The sequence below is a fragment of the Parasaccharibacter sp. TMW 2.1888 genome (genome assembly GCF_023167265.1).
In the GTDB taxonomy this organism is placed as follows: Bacteria; Pseudomonadota; Alphaproteobacteria; order Acetobacterales; family Acetobacteraceae; genus Bombella; species Bombella apis.
Genome location: NZ_CP030979.1, coordinates 1,797,030 through 1,810,667 on the forward strand (window position 1 = coordinate 1,797,030; position 13,638 = coordinate 1,810,667).

Consider the following 13,638-nt stretch of genomic DNA (forward strand, 5'->3'; position numbering starts at 1 on the left):
CTGTCTCCATCAGAGAGGCGAACATGAAGCAGGAGACCTTATGACGGGCGATCTCGCCGGGCATATCGAAGATACACGGCTGGCTGAGGCGCTGAGTGAGCGTTATCTGGCCTACGCCATGTCCACCATCACGTCACGCTCTCTGCCGGATGTACGGGATGGGCTCAAACCGGTGCATCGCCGTTTGCTCTATGCCATGCAGCAGCTCAAGCTGGACCCGAGTTCCGGCTTCAAGAAATGTGCCCGTGTGGTGGGTGATGTCATCGGTAAGTTCCATCCCCATGGGGATGCGTCCGTCTATGATGCGCTGGTGCGTCTGGCGCAGGATTTTGCCGTGCGTTATCCGCTGGTGGAAGGACAGGGCAATTTCGGGTCCATTGATGGCGATGGTGCGGCTGCCATGCGGTACACCGAAAGCCGCATGACCGAAACGGCCCGCATCATGCTGGAAGGAATCAGCGATGATGCGGTCGATTTCCGTCCGACCTACGACAATGAGGATCAGGAACCGGTCGTCCTGCCGGGGCTTTTCCCCAATCTTCTGGCCAATGGAGCGGCCGGGATTGCCGTGGGTATGGCCACCAGCATCCCTCCTCATAATGCCGCCGAACTCTATCAGGCGGCCCGGTTACTGATCGAGAAGCCGGACTGTAGCACGGAGGAGCTGCTGGATGTCGTGCCGGGGCCGGATTTCCCCACCGGTGGCCTGCTGGTTGAGGACCGCCAGACGCTCGTCCAGGCCTATGAGACAGGGCGTGGCAGCTTCCGCATCCGGGCACGCTGGGCGGTCGAGAAGGGCCGTGGTGGCGCATGGACCATCATCGTCTCGGAAATTCCCTATCAGGTGCAGAAGGGTAAACTGATCGAAGATATCGCCAGGAAGATGGAAGAGAAGAAACTTCCTCTCTTGGCTGATGTACGGGATGAAAGCACAACGGATATCCGGTTGGTTCTGGAACCCAGAACCCGCAGTTGCGAGCCTGATGTGCTGATGGAAACGCTCTTCCGGCACACCATGCTGGAAAGCCGCTTCAGCCTGAACATGAACGTTCTCAGCCAGGGGAAAATCCCCGGCGTGCTGTCTCTCAAGGATGTTCTGAAGGCATGGCTGGAGCATGTGCATGATGTACTGGTCCGCCGCACGCAGCACCGTCTGGATGCCGTCCTGAAAAGGCTGGAAATTCTGGATGGTTTCCTGAAGGTCTATCTCAATCTTGATGAGGTCATCCGCATCATCCGGGAAGAGGATGAGCCGAAGCCTGCCCTCATGAAAGCGTTCTCCTTGAGTGAGCTTCAGGCGGATCATGTGCTGAACATGCGTCTGCGGTCCCTTCGACGGCTGGAAGAAATGGAAATCCGCAAGGAATGGGACGGTCTGGGCAAAGAGCAGGCGTCACTGGAGGCTCTGCTAGGGTCTGAAAAGCGGCGCTGGAGCCGGATCGGGAAAGATCTCCAGAAGATGCAGGCCCTGTTTGAAGGTGGACCCTATGGCCAGCGTCGCACGGTCATGGGTGAGGCCCCGGTCAGCATTGATACCTCTGCCGCTCTGGCGGTGGAACGGGAACCTGTCACGGTGCTTCTTTCACAGGAGGGCTGGGTTCGTGCCGTCAAGGGGCATGGGCATGATGTGGAGAACCATCGCTTCAAGGAAGGGGACGGACTGGCCTGGCATGTCGAGTGTCAGAGTACGGACCGTCTCTGTCTGATGGCAGCCGGGGGGCGGGCTTTCACGCTGAAGGTGGCGGACCTGCCCCGGGGGCGTGGCTTTGGTCAGCCGGTGCGGACACTGGCTGATCTGGCGCAGGATGATCAGGCTGTGGCCCTGTTTGTTCTTGGTGAGGATGATGCCCGGTATTTTCTGGCCAGTACCGATGGCCGGGGGATGCAGGTGGCCGCCAGCAATCTTGCAGCAGAGAAGAGAACAGGGCGGCAGGTGTTCAACGTGCGGGATGGAGCGCAGGTATGGCTTGCCCTGCCCGCTGAGGGGACGCATGTTCTCTGCCTGACAACAGCCAGACGTGCGCTCATTTTCCCGCTGGAGCAGGTGGCCGAAGTGGCGAAGGGAGGGGGTGTCAGCCTCCAGAAACTGGCTGATGGCGTGGCGATCAGTCATATCCGTCTCTTCTCTCTGGAAGAGGGCCTCGTCTGGCAGGAGGGGCAGAAGGTCCGGTCCCCGGCTGATCTGGCCCCGCTGGTTGGCCGCCGGGGCGCTGTCGGGCGGGCAGCACCACAATGGATGCTGCGCCGATAGGCGGGACAAGCCTGAAACAGCCTGCCGCCCGTCTCCGCCTGCAGGTGGGGTCGGGCTGATTATGGGACCATGCTGAGGAGAGGACATGGCAGCGCTTTTTTCATACACCTTCCTGCTGGGGCTGCTGCATGTCAGTCTTTCCCTTCTGGTAACAGGCCATATCCTGCTCACCAAACGGGATACGGCTGCTGCCGCTGGCTGGATAGGTTTCTGCTGGGTCATGCCCTATCTGGGGTCGCTGCTTTATCTCTGCCTGGGGATCAATCGTGTCCATCGCCGGGCGCAGAAGCTGCGGGAAGATGTCAGCCCGGAGGAGACGGCCTTTCTGGCGACATGGACCCATGATGCTGCCGACAGTTTCATGGCACCTCTGGTAAAGATGCTGGATGGACTGACTGGCCTGCCCCTGCTCAAGGGGAACAGCGTGACCTGCCTGCATGATGGCGACCATGCGTATCCGAGGATGCTGGAAAGCATTGCCCGGGCAAAGCACTCCATTCTGCTCTGTTCCTACATTTTTCGGGATGATGGAATCGGCAGGAAATTCGTGGCAGCTCTGGCGGAGGCCCGGCAGCGTGGGGTCGAGGTCCGTGTACTGGTGGATGGTATCGGCAGTGGCTATCTCTACAGCCCGATCATCCAGAGGTTGAAGCGGGAGAACATACCCTGTGCCCGGTTCATGCATTCTCTCTGGCCGTGGCGGATGCCGTTCATCAATCTGCGGGACCATCGCAAGATATTGGTGGTGGATGGCCGGACAGGCTTCATGGGTGGGTTGAATATTGGAGCGGAAAATCTGCTCAACCAGCCCAGAGGGCGGCGCATCCCGGTGGCGGATACGCATTTCCAGCTGGAAGGTCCCGTGGTCCAGCAGCTTTCCGAGGTCTTCGTGAGGGACTGGGCCTTCACGACTGGGGAAACCCTGGAAGGGGAGCGTTATTTTCCGGTGCCTGTGGCGGGTGGCAGTATTCCGGCCCGTGTCGTGACGTCAGGGCCGGACATGGATGTTGAGAAGATTGAATATACCATTCTTCAGGCTGTCATTCTGGCCCGCAGCCATGTCTGCTTCATGACCCCTTATTTCATCCCGGATAACCGGTTTGCCACAGAGCTTGGGCTGGCTGCCCTGCGTGGGGTGCGGGTGGATATTGTTGTTCCCCGCCACAGCAACCATCCGGTGACGGATTATGCCCGCAATGCCCGCCTCAGGAACCTGGTGCTGGCGGGTTGCCGGGTCTGGCTGGGGGATCCGCCTTTCAACCACTCCAAGCTCATGACAGTGGACCGGGCCTGGAGCCTTGTTGGCAGTGCCAATCTGGACCGACGTTCCCTGCGTCTCAATTTCGAATGCAATCTGACCCTGCATGGTGCGGAGACGGCAGGTCATCTGGAAGAGTTCATCCTTGGCCATTGCAGCCATCAGCTGACGCTTGCTGAAATTGATTCATGGTCCCTGCCGGTCCGCCTGCGGAATGCGGCCTGCTGTCTCTTCCTGCCTTATCTCTGATCAGGAAGGGTGAGGCTGCTGCTTATGGCCTCTGGTTGCAGGGTGACGGCAATGGGGCGATGGTCTGATCCGAAACGGGGATAGACCCGCCGTTCCATCAGGGAGAAACCGCGGACAAGGCAGCGGTCCAGCCGCAGGGGCACCCTGTCGAGCATCCGGTGGGTCTGCTCCCGTGGTCCCACATCCCTGAAACCCCGCAACATGGCGGGGCCTACCTGATTGAAGTCTCCGATGATGATGGCCCGTTCCGGCAGTTCCTCCCGGATGAGCCGCAGCTGACGCCGGTTGAGGATGGGACCGTGGGAGAGATGGACATTGGCGAGGCCGAACGGCCCAAACCCTGTATCAAATTCCAGCAGCTGGGCAGAACGGTGGGCAGCCAGACCGGGCGGCAGCATGTGCAGCCGTGGGGAGGAGAGAAAGGGATGGCGGCTCCAGCAGGCGGTGCCATGGACCCGTCCCTCTGAAGCCAGACGGCTGAAATGCCCCCCTATGAGGTCGGGCAGACGGTTGATGAAGGGGCGGCATTCCTGCATGAGCAGTATGTCGGGCTTCGTAACCCGCAGCAGGAGGCGGATATCCTCCAGCGTGGCACCATCCTCATGAAAAAGGTTCCAGCTCACCAGCCGGAGGGCATGGGGGACTGCAAACGGCAATGTCGGGTCCTGCATTGTTGTAATGACCTGATAATCAACAGAAACAAGACCCATCTGCACAGGCCTGAAAGGGAGAAGGCAGTCTATACCGTTTTGGCGGTAAAGAACATCATGGAACCTTCATGCCAGATACCGGCCTTCTTTACAGGAGAAAGCTGTACGGCAGGGGGCTTCATGAAGGGGGGTTGCGTCTCTTCGTGAAGAAGGGAAAATGTCTGTCCGACCCGCATGGATAGCAGGAGTGACAGGTATGAAGAGCAGGAGCAGGACCATAGGGGCAGGGTCTGTCATTGGTGAGGGCTGGCAGAAATTTGCAACGTTTCTGACCCACGCCGGGCGTCAGCAGCCGGGTCGGGAAGGCGGATTTGTCAACATGCCGGTTGAGCGTGGTTCAACGGTCGTGTTCCCGACGGTTGAGGACATGGAGGCCCAGGGCGTTCATGCCTACGATCACAGGCTTGTTTATGGCGCCATGGGCAACCCCGTCCAGCACAGGCTGGAACAGGTGATTGCAGCCCTGGAAGGCGGAAGCCATACGCAGGTTGTCAATTCCGGTCTGGCAGCCTGTAGCGTGGCTCTGCTGGCGTTCCTGAAGAGCGGGGACCATCTGCTTCTGCCAGATTCCGTCTATGGTCCGACACGGCGTTTTGCGTTGGGAATGTTGGCCCGTTTTGGGGTTGAGACCGGCTTTTATCCGCCCCGTGCGGATGAAGCCACCCTGCGGGCGCATCTCCGGCCCAACACGGCCGTGGTTTTTGCCGAAAGCCCGGGCAGTCATACGTTCGAGGTGCAGGACGTTCCCCGGATCGCCCGTCTGGCACACGGAGCCGGGGCACGGCTGCTGCTGGACAATACATGGGGGATCGGGGCGTTCCAGCCCTTCACGCATGGGGTGGATGTGTCCATTCAGGCCCTGACGAAATATCCCAGCGGCCATGCGGATGTGATTCTCGGGTCCATCACGGTCCAGCGGCAGGAACACTGGCAGGCCCTGCGCCGTGCCGCCATCGAGCTGGGAGCCTGCGGTGCCCCGGATGACTGCTGGCTGACCCTGAGGGGCCTGAAGACCATGGCTGTCCGTCTGGCCCAGCAGGCCCGCTCCGCTTATGAGCTGGCCCTCTGGCTGGAGAGTCGCCCGGAGGTCGCCCATGTGCGGCATCCAGCCCTGCCGGGCTGTCCGGGGCATGAGATATGGAAGCGTGATTTCACGGATGCCAGTGGTCTGTTCGGTGTGGAGCTGGTTGAAGGGATCACGCAGGAAGCCATGGTCGCCATGCTGAACGGACTGAACCTCTTCAGCATTGGAGCCAGTTGGGGGGGGTATGAAAGTCTTGTCCTGCCGACATCCGGGGGACTGACACGACATCATGAAGAGGGTTTGCCGAAGGGCGCAGCCTTCCGTATTCAGGTCGGGCTGGAGGACGTGGCGGATTTGAAGGCTGATCTGGCCCGTGGGCTTGATGGACTGTCTTCCTGATCTTCAGAGCGGGGTGCGGTAGGAGAGAGCTTCTGCCGCATGGTGTTTCTGCACGGTTTCCGTGCCGTCCAGATCGGCAATCGTGCGGGCGACACGGAACATGCGTGTGATGCCACGGTGTGAAAGTTTCATCCGCAGGGCTGCCTGTTCTGCAAGAGCCAGGGCGTCCGCTTCGAAGAGGAACCCATCGGGGGGCATGGTGCTGTTGCAGGTTCCCTGTCGTTCCATCTGCCGATCATAGGCCTTTTGCACTCTGGCCCGTACCTCTGCGCTGCTTTCCCCTGTGGGGGCACGGCTGATGGCCAGAGGTGAAAGGGAGTGGATATGAACGCACAGATCCATGCGGTCCAGCATCGGGCCGGAGATGCGGGCCGTATAATCCTGTGCGCAGCGTGGTGCCCGGTTGCAGGAACGCTCGGCATCATGGACATACCCGCAGCGGCAGGGGTTCATGGCGGCAACAAGCTGGAAACGGGCCGGATAGTGTGTATGCCGTGCGGCACGGGAGATGGTGACCTCACCTGATTCGACAGGCTGGCGCAGTCCTTCAAGACAGTTGCGGGGAAATTCAGGGAGTTCATCCAGAAACAGGACGCCATTATGGGCGAGGCTGACCTCGCCGGGCATGGCTTTTGGACCGCCACCGACCAGAGCAGGCAGTGTCGTATTGTGGTGTGGCGCCCGATAGGGGGGACGGTTGACAAGCTGCCCGGCAGGCAACAGGCCACCAATGCTGTGGATGCGGCTGGTCTCCAGGATTTCCGTCGCAGAGAGATCAGGCAGGATACCGGGCAGACGGCTGGCCAGCATGGATTTTCCAGACCCGGGCGGGCCAGACATGAGCAGGGAGTGACGACCTGCGGCGGCAATTTCCAGCACACGACGGGCCTGCATCATGCCCTTCACATCCCGGAGGTCGAGGCCATAATCGGGAGGCTGGGGGGTAGGAGGGGGTTCATCCGGCAGGGGCTGTTCTTTGCGGAGATGGCCGATCAATGCCGTGAGGGATGGCGTGGCGATGATCTCAAGGGCCGGATGGCCCCAGCGTGCCTCTGCCCCCTGCGATGCTGGGCAGATCAGCCCTTGGCCCTGGGTCGATGCTGTCAGGGCGGCGCAGAGGATGCCGTTTACAGGGGTGACCGTTCCATCAAGGGCGATTTCACCCAAAGCGGTCAGGGCCGTGATGGAGTCGGCCGGGATGACACTCATGGCGGCAAGCAGGCCCAGAGCGATGGGGAGGTCGAAATGGGCTCCTTCCTTGGGGAGGTCGGCCGGGGTGAGATTGACGAGGATCCGTTTCGGAGGGAGGGCCAGCCCCATGGCGGAGAGTGCCGCACGGACACGCTCCCGGGATTCGGCAATGGCCCGGGCGGGCATCCCGACAATGATGAAGGATGGCAGCCCGCTGGAAATCTGAACTTCCACCATGACAGGCAAGGCATCGATTCCAGAGAAGGTGACGCTCTGGATGCGGGCAAGAGCGGGCGGGGTGGTGGCCATGATCAGAAGTCCTTGTGGGTCGGATATGAAACCGCCCGACAGTAGACCTGCCGGGCGATTGTCAGAAGCAGACCGGACAGGGCAGCAGGACGGCTCAGTCTTCAGCCGGGACCGGACGGATGGAGCGGGCCCGCAGGGTTCCTTTCAGGCTACGGAGCTGCTCCAGAAGCTCTTTTTCCAGTTCGGCGACATTCTGGCCTTCCTGTGCTTCGGCTTCGGTCACGACGTAGCCAAGCTCACCATCTGTCTGGAGGAACTGGGCCGTCAGGTTGCAGGCGGCTTTGGCAAAAATGTCGTTGATCTGCCCAAGGATGCCCGGCTGGTTGGAGTGGACATGCATGAAGCGCATCCCGCCGGGGCGCTCACCCAGCTGAACCTGTGGGAAGTTGACAGCCCCGATGGTGGAGCCGACATCAGAATAATCCACCAGCTTCTGGGCGACTTCGACACCGATGCGCTCCTGTGCTTCCATGGTGGAGCCACCGATGTGTGGGGTCAGCAGTACGTTTTCCAGCTCCTGGAGCGGAGAGGTGAAGCGCTCCTGACTGCTCTTCGGTTCCACGGGGAAGACGTCGATGGCCGCACCCATCAGGTGGCCGTCCTTCAGGGCACGGGCCAGGGCTTCAATATCCACCACCGTGCCACGGGCGTTGTTGAGCAGAATGGAGTTCGGCTTCATGGCCCGGATTTCAGCCTCGCCGATCATGTTCTGCGTTTCCGGTGTTTCAGGAACATGCAGCGTCACGATGTCGGACTGGCCCAGCAGCTCTTCCAGAGAGCTGACGGCAATGGCGTTGCCGTGTGGCAGGCGGGGGGCGATGTCGTAAAAGAGCACCCGCAGGCCGAAGGATTCGGCCAGAACGGACAGCTGGGACCCGATGGAGCCGTAGCCCACGATGCCGACCGTCTTGCCGCGGACTTCCCACGCATTGTTGGCGGACTTTTCCCAGCCCCCCTTGTGGCAGGCCTCCGAGCGGGACGGAATGCGGCGCAGCAGCATCACGATCTCGCCCATGACCAGCTCGGCCACGGAACGGGTGTTGCTGAAAGGCGCATTGAAGACGGGAATCCCGGCCATCCGGGCAGCCTTGAGGTCCACCTGGTTGGTGCCGATGCAGAAGCACCCAATGGCCATGAGGCGGTTGGCAGAGTTGATGATATCGGCTGTCAGCTGCGTCCGGCTGCGAATGCCGACCATATGGACACCCTGAAGGGCTTCCTTGAGGGCATCGCCTTCCAGGGCGCCTTTCAGCCGGGTGACAGAGGCGTAGCCCTGCTGTTCCAGATAGTTGACGGCACTGTCATGGATGCCTTCCAGCAGAAGAATGTTGATTCTGTCTTTGGCGAGGGAGAGGGGCATGGCGGGTAACCTTCATCGTGGGAACCGGGTCAGCAGGCGTGACCTCGTGAAGAATCGTTATCTATGTGTAATGGACAGATCGTCAGGTGGAAAGGGCTTCCATGGCCTCATCACGCAGGGGTGTGCTGGCACAGGCCAGTACGGTGCCGTCACTTTCCAGTGTCAGCGGGGCGCCGGACCAGTCCGTCAGGCTGCCACCGGCCCCCCTGATGATGGGGGCCAGTGGTCCCCAGTCCCATGGTTTGAGCGTATCTTCCGCAATGAGGTCGATCTGTCCCAGAGCCAACAGTCCGTAAGCGTAGGCATCTCCTCCCCATGAGGTCCGGCGGACTTTTTGCTGAAGTGCCTGAAACTGCCGGAACTGGGCAGGACGGAAGATTTCCGGTGCCGTGCAGGAAAGCTCAGCCTCTTTGAGGCGGACAGTCTGCCGGGTGCCGATGGTGCCGGGCATGTGCGGGGCGACATAGCGGCTGGATTCACCATCCAGCCCGAGCCAGCGTTCATTGGTGACGGGCTGGTCGATCAGGCCCAGTACGGGACGGCCTTCATGAAACAGTGAGATCAGTGTCGTGAAGCTTGGTCGGCCCGTTACGAAGGAGCGTGTGCCGTCAATGGGGTCCAGCACCCAGAGCCAGTCTTTCCCCGGAGTGCCAGAGGCACCGGCCTCTTCGCCCAGGATGGCATGATGGGGAACATGCTTTTCCAGAATGGCCCTCATGGCAGATTCGGCTTCCCGGTCGGCCAGGGTGACGGGGCTGTCATCGGCCTTGGAGATGATGGTGAGGGACTGGCGGAAATACGGCAGGATGACCTGTCGGGCAGCATCGGCGCAGCGCTGGGCAAGGGCCAGATGGGAGGAAAGATCAGACTGACGCATGAGGATTGTGCCTTTTTCCTGCTGGGTTGATTGACGTGGACAGGACCGCACGGCAATCAGGGATCATGCAACCGATTATTGTCATTCCCTCCAGAATTGCCTCCACAAGGCTTCCACGCAAGGCTCTGGCCGAGATTGATGGCGAGCCCATGATCGTTCATGTCGCCCGCCGGGCTGTGGCGGCCGGGTTGGGGCCTGTCCTCGTGGCGGCCGGAGATGAGGAAATCCGGGACGCTGTGGCAGGCATGGCGGGGGTGAAGGCCATTCTGACAGACCCGGCCCTGCCAAGCGGATCGGACAGGGTGCAGGCGGCGATTGAAGCTCACGACCCGCAGAGGCGGCATGACTGCGTGATCAATCTTCAGGGTGACCTCCCTCTTGTGGAACCGGAGACCCTCCAGCAGGCCTTGCGCCCACTGGCAGAAGGGCGGTTCGACATCGGGACACTGGTTGCCCCGGTGCAGGGTCCCGAGGAGCGTGACGCCGAGTCGGTCGTGAAGGTGGCCTGTAGTTTCCAGAGTGACGATGACGTGGCCCGGGCACTCTATTTTTCCCGGTCCGTGATTCCGTGGGGTGAGGGCGTGTACTGGCATCATGTGGGTGTCTATGCGTGGCGTCGTGAGGCCTTGGCCCGGTTCGTTACCCTGCCGCCCTCCGGGCTGGAAGAGCGGGAAAAGCTGGAGCAGCTCCGTGCGCTGGAGGCGGGCATGACGATTGGCTGTGCCCGGATTGCCACGGCTCCCTTGGGGGTGGATACGCCGGAAGACCTTGCGAGAGTCCGGGCCAGAGTGGGGGAGCAGCCATCATGCCGGTAATTGCGTTTCAGGGGCGGCCGGGAGCTTATTCCGATCTGGCCTGCCGGGCCACACGTCCGGGCTGGGCCACGCTGCCCTGTCGCAGCTTTGCCGAGACGATCGAGGCCGTGCGGGATGGTCTGGCGGATGAGGCCCTTCTGCCATGCGAGAATTCCCTTGCCGGTCGTGTGGCAGAGATCCATGCGCTGCTGCCGGAAGCGGGATTGAAGATCGTGGGGGAGCATTTCCAGCGGGTGGAACACTGTCTGTTGTGTGTGAAGGGGGCACGGCTTGAAGATGTGAAGCGTGTCCATACGCACCCTGTGGCGATGGCGCAGGTCCGGGGTCTTCTGGCACGGTATGATCTGGAGCCGGTAACAGAGTTTGACACGGCGGGAGCCGCCGAGCTTGTGGCAGGCTGGGGGCGCAGGGAAGAGGCGGCGGTGGCGTCCTCCCTTGCTGGAGAGCTGAACGGGCTCGAAGTTCTTCTGCGCAATGTGGAAGATGCTGCCCACAATACCACCCGTTTCTACCGTGTGGCCCCTCCGGACGCTGTGGTGGAATCCGTGGCAGGCCAGCCGATGATGACGACGCTGATCGTTCATGTCCGGCATGTGCCGGGGGCATTGTGTGATGTTCTGGCCTGTTTTGCACGGCATGGGGTCAACATGACACGGATTGAAAGCTACATGCTGGGAGGCTCTTTTGAGGCATCCCGTTTTCTGATGGACATTGAGGGGGCGCCGGATGACAGGGGAGTTCGGGAGGCTCTTCTGGAGCTGGCAGGGGTGAGCCAGGATCATCACGTGCTGGGCACCTACCGGCGGAGTTCGTTTCGGGATGAGATGTGACCTTTCTCCAGCGGAGAGGTCTCATTATAATGGCAGCAGAATGTCGGCTGGCGAGGTCAGCCCACGGATTTTTATGAGCAGGGACAAGGGTGGAGAGTAAAGAGATGGCACAGAATATCAATGAACGGTACCACAGCTCGCTGACCGCCCTGATCACCCCCATGAAGAAGGACGGCACGCTGGACGAGCAGGCCGCTACCAGGCTGATCGAGCGTCAGATCCAGGGCGGGACGACAGGCCTCATTCCGTCCGGGACAACGGGGGAAAGCCCGACGCTCTCCCATGCGGAACATGGCCGTGTCGTGGAGCATTGTGTGGAGGTGGCTGCTGGCCGTGCGCTCGTGATGGCCGGAGCAGGCTCCAACAGCACACATGAGGCTGTGGGTATGGCTCGTCATGCTCACAAGGTGGGGGCCGATGCCCTGCTGGTGGTCGTTCCCTATTACAACAAGCCGACGCAGGAAGGGCTGTACCGCCACTTCATGACGGTGGCTGACGCCACGCCGCTGCCGCTCTGGCTGTACTGCATCCCGGGCCGTTCCGTTGTGGACCTGACGCCGGAGACCCTGGGGCGTCTGGCCAAGCACCCGAACATTGTCGGTACGAAGGATGCTACGGCCAATCTTTCCCGTCCGCTGGCCGTGCGGCGGGAGGCTGGGGCGGACTTCAACCAGCTTTCTGGTGAGGATGGGACCATCCTGTCCTTTCTGGCCGCCGGAGGGCACGGCTGCATCAGTGTGACGTCCAACGTGGTACCGGATCTCTGCTCCCAGCTCCATCGTCTCTGGCGGGAAGGGAAGGTGCAGGAGGCCATTGCTCTTCAGGACAGGCTGCTGCCGCTGCATGATGCCCTGTTTGCCGAGACCAGCCCAGCCCCGGCAAAGTACGCCATGTCCCGTCTCGGGTTGTGCGAATCCACGCTGCGCCTGCCAATGGTGGAGCCGACGGAAGGAACGAAGAAGCGTGTGGACGAGGCTCTGCGTTTGCTTGGCCTTCTGGATTAAGACGGACCATGGCAGCCAGCAAGAAAAAAACAAAAGGTGGGCTCATTTCCCATGGCATCGCTGCGCAGAACAGGAAGGGCCGTTTCAACTATACCATTCTGGAAACGGTTGAAGCGGGTCTTGTTCTCAAGGGGCCGGAGGTCAAGAGCCTTCGCATGGGCCGAGCAACACTGACCGAGGCCTACGCCGTAGAACGGAATGGTGAGCTGTGGCTTATCAATTCCTATATTCCGGAATATCAGGGAGGGGTGCTGTCCCGGTTTGATACACGGGCTCCTCGCAAGCTGCTGCTGCACCGCAAACAGCTGGCCAAATATATTGGAGAGGTCACCAGAGCCGGGGCTTCACTGGTTCCGCTGGACATTCACTTCAATGCCCGTGGTGTAGCCAAAGTGACACTTGGTCTTGGTAAGGGGCGCAAGAAGGAAGACAAACGCCACGCCATTGCAGACCGTGACTGGCAGCGAGACAAGGCCCGTCTGCTCCGTAACAAAGGGCGTGGAGATTATTGAGGGGAATTCCCCGTTAAAGTTGCCCCGGGGCCAGTAGTAGCAGGATGGGATGCCCGTTTCTGCTGGTTGTGGGCAGAGGATACAGAAAACCCCACGTTCCTTACGGGCCGTGGGGTTTTTCTTCAGCGGATGCGGAAGACTGTCTTATTCGGCTGTAATCTCTACAGCCTCAGGGCCTTTGTGTCCCTGAACAACCTTCATGCCGATCTGCTGGCCATCAGCCAGACCATGCAGGCCAGAGCGCTCCAGAGCAGAGGCGTGGACGAACACATCCTTGCCACCTGTCTCAGGCGTAATGAAACCGAAGCCCTTCGTGGTGTTGTACCACTTGACGATTCCACGCATTTCCTCGGCCTGGGACAGGTCCGGAGCAGGATGGAAACGTTCCTGGCGCATGGGGGCAGGGCGACGGGGGGCTTCTGCTGTGGCCGTGCTGGCATCGACAGAAATCACCTCAGCCACCTGGCGGCCTTTCGGCCCCTGGCCGACACGGACAACAACGGTCGTTCCCGGTGCAGGCTCAGCATGGCCGAGGGCGCTGATCGTGTTGGCATGGAGGAAAACATCGCCACTGCCATCGCTCAGGCCAACGAAGCCAAAGCCACGCTCGGTGTTGAACCATTTGACGGTACCGGTGATCTCCGGACCTGTCGGGGTGATCTGCGGGCCACCACGGCCACCGCCACGGCGGGCGCCACCGCCAAAACCACCGCCACGCGGGGCATCGTAACTGCCGCGATCATCAAAATAGGAAGGCTGGGTCATGAAATCGCGGTCAAAACCGCCGCGGCGAGAGGAAAAGGAGCTGCGGTCGGATCTATTATTTCTCAAGGGTCTCGTCCCGTACTG

At 60.9% G+C, this 13,638-nt stretch carries 12 protein-coding genes; 7 read left to right on the plus strand and 5 right to left on the minus strand.

The genetic code is table 11. The features are described from left to right. The first annotated feature begins 40 nt into the window (after positions 1-40). Positions 41-2,251 carry a DNA topoisomerase IV subunit A gene (parC, locus tag DTQ13_RS08130; RefSeq protein ID WP_103765464.1) on the plus strand — a complete coding sequence of 737 codons (2,211 nt, stop codon included), beginning with the start codon at positions 41-43 and terminating at the stop codon, positions 2,249-2,251. Between the two features lie 85 nt (positions 2,252-2,336). Beyond that, positions 2,337-3,758, plus strand: a complete 1,422-nt coding sequence (locus tag DTQ13_RS08135) for a phospholipase D-like domain-containing protein (RefSeq protein ID WP_086431047.1) — start codon at positions 2,337-2,339, stop codon at positions 3,756-3,758. Here DTQ13_RS08135 and DTQ13_RS08140 read toward each other — a convergent pair. Beyond that, on the minus strand, positions 3,749-4,468 hold the full coding sequence (locus DTQ13_RS08140) for an endonuclease/exonuclease/phosphatase family protein (RefSeq protein ID WP_248460534.1): 720 nt from the start codon (positions 4,466-4,468) through the stop codon (positions 3,749-3,751). The genes DTQ13_RS08135 and DTQ13_RS08140 overlap by 10 nt on opposite strands. Before the next feature lie 196 nt (positions 4,469-4,664). Between DTQ13_RS08140 and metC the strand changes: the two genes are divergently transcribed. Next, entirely contained in the window at positions 4,665-5,891 is a 1,227-nt protein-coding gene (gene metC, locus DTQ13_RS08145) for a cystathionine beta-lyase (protein WP_086431046.1), read from the plus strand. 3 nt (positions 5,892-5,894) lie between these two features. Here metC and DTQ13_RS08150 read toward each other — a convergent pair whose 3' ends face one another. The 3 genes from DTQ13_RS08150 to DTQ13_RS08160 all read right to left on the minus strand — a co-directional run bounded on the left by DTQ13_RS08150 (position 5,895) and on the right by DTQ13_RS08160 (position 9,628). Beyond that, positions 5,895-7,391, minus strand: a complete 1,497-nt coding sequence (locus DTQ13_RS08150; protein ID WP_248460535.1) for a YifB family Mg chelatase-like AAA ATPase — start codon at positions 7,389-7,391, stop codon at positions 5,895-5,897. A 94-nt stretch (positions 7,392-7,485) separates the two neighbouring features. Beyond that, positions 7,486-8,751 (minus strand): phosphoglycerate dehydrogenase, encoded by a 1,266-nt coding sequence (gene serA, locus DTQ13_RS08155; RefSeq protein WP_248460536.1) that lies wholly within the window; start codon positions 8,749-8,751, stop codon positions 7,486-7,488. Between the two features lie 82 nt (positions 8,752-8,833). Next, positions 8,834-9,628, minus strand: a complete 795-nt coding sequence (locus tag DTQ13_RS08160; RefSeq protein ID WP_086431044.1) for an inositol monophosphatase family protein — start codon at positions 9,626-9,628, stop codon at positions 8,834-8,836. A gap of 65 nt (positions 9,629-9,693) precedes the next feature. Here DTQ13_RS08160 and DTQ13_RS08165 point away from each other — a divergent pair, with 65 nt between their 5' ends. The 4 genes from DTQ13_RS08165 to smpB all read left to right on the plus strand — a co-directional run bounded on the left by DTQ13_RS08165 (position 9,694) and on the right by smpB (position 12,789). Beyond that, positions 9,694-10,443 carry a 3-deoxy-manno-octulosonate cytidylyltransferase gene (locus DTQ13_RS08165; protein ID WP_103765468.1) on the plus strand — a complete coding sequence of 250 codons (750 nt, stop codon included), beginning with the start codon at positions 9,694-9,696 and terminating at the stop codon, positions 10,441-10,443. Then, positions 10,434-11,273 (plus strand): prephenate dehydratase, encoded by an 840-nt coding sequence (locus DTQ13_RS08170; protein WP_103765469.1) that lies wholly within the window; start codon positions 10,434-10,436, stop codon positions 11,271-11,273. Before DTQ13_RS08165 ends, DTQ13_RS08170 begins: the two co-directional genes overlap by 10 nt. A 104-nt stretch (positions 11,274-11,377) precedes the next feature. After that, positions 11,378-12,277 (plus strand): 4-hydroxy-tetrahydrodipicolinate synthase, encoded by a 900-nt coding sequence (gene dapA, locus DTQ13_RS08175; RefSeq protein WP_043560424.1) that lies wholly within the window; start codon positions 11,378-11,380, stop codon positions 12,275-12,277. A gap of 8 nt (positions 12,278-12,285) precedes the next feature. Beyond that, a complete protein-coding gene (gene smpB, locus DTQ13_RS08180; RefSeq protein ID WP_081563081.1) occupies positions 12,286-12,789 on the plus strand; it encodes an SsrA-binding protein SmpB in 504 nt (167 codons plus the stop codon). A 144-nt stretch (positions 12,790-12,933) separates the two neighbouring features. Here smpB and DTQ13_RS09235 read toward each other — a convergent pair whose 3' ends face one another. Further along, on the minus strand, positions 12,934-13,620 hold the full coding sequence (locus DTQ13_RS09235) for a cold-shock protein (RefSeq protein WP_081563082.1): 687 nt from the start codon (positions 13,618-13,620) through the stop codon (positions 12,934-12,936). Between the last annotated feature and the right edge of the window lie 18 nt (positions 13,621-13,638).

Excerpts from the sequence above, each read along its gene's own strand:
- smpB (WP_081563081.1), top strand. The coding sequence starts at position 12,286 with ATGGCAGCCAGCAAGAAAAAAACAAAAGGTGGGCTCATTTCCCATGGC.
- metC (WP_086431046.1), top strand. The coding sequence starts at position 4,665 with ATGAAGAGCAGGAGCAGGACCATAGGGGCAGGGTCTGTCATTGGTGAG.
- DTQ13_RS08170 (WP_103765469.1), top strand. The coding sequence starts at position 10,434 with ATGCCGGTAATTGCGTTTCAGGGGCGGCCGGGAGCTTATTCCGATCTG.
- serA (WP_248460536.1), bottom strand. The coding sequence starts at position 8,751 with ATGCCCCTCTCCCTCGCCAAAGACAGAATCAACATTCTTCTGCTGGAA.
- parC (WP_103765464.1), top strand. The coding sequence starts at position 41 with ATGACGGGCGATCTCGCCGGGCATATCGAAGATACACGGCTGGCTGAG.
- DTQ13_RS08165 (WP_103765468.1), top strand. The coding sequence starts at position 9,694 with ATGCAACCGATTATTGTCATTCCCTCCAGAATTGCCTCCACAAGGCTT.
- dapA (WP_043560424.1), top strand. The coding sequence starts at position 11,378 with ATGGCACAGAATATCAATGAACGGTACCACAGCTCGCTGACCGCCCTG.
- DTQ13_RS08150 (WP_248460535.1), bottom strand. The coding sequence starts at position 7,391 with ATGGCCACCACCCCGCCCGCTCTTGCCCGCATCCAGAGCGTCACCTTC.
- DTQ13_RS08135 (WP_086431047.1), top strand. The coding sequence starts at position 2,337 with ATGGCAGCGCTTTTTTCATACACCTTCCTGCTGGGGCTGCTGCATGTC.
- DTQ13_RS08140 (WP_248460534.1), bottom strand. The coding sequence starts at position 4,468 with ATGGGTCTTGTTTCTGTTGATTATCAGGTCATTACAACAATGCAGGAC.
- DTQ13_RS08160 (WP_086431044.1), bottom strand. The coding sequence starts at position 9,628 with ATGCGTCAGTCTGATCTTTCCTCCCATCTGGCCCTTGCCCAGCGCTGC.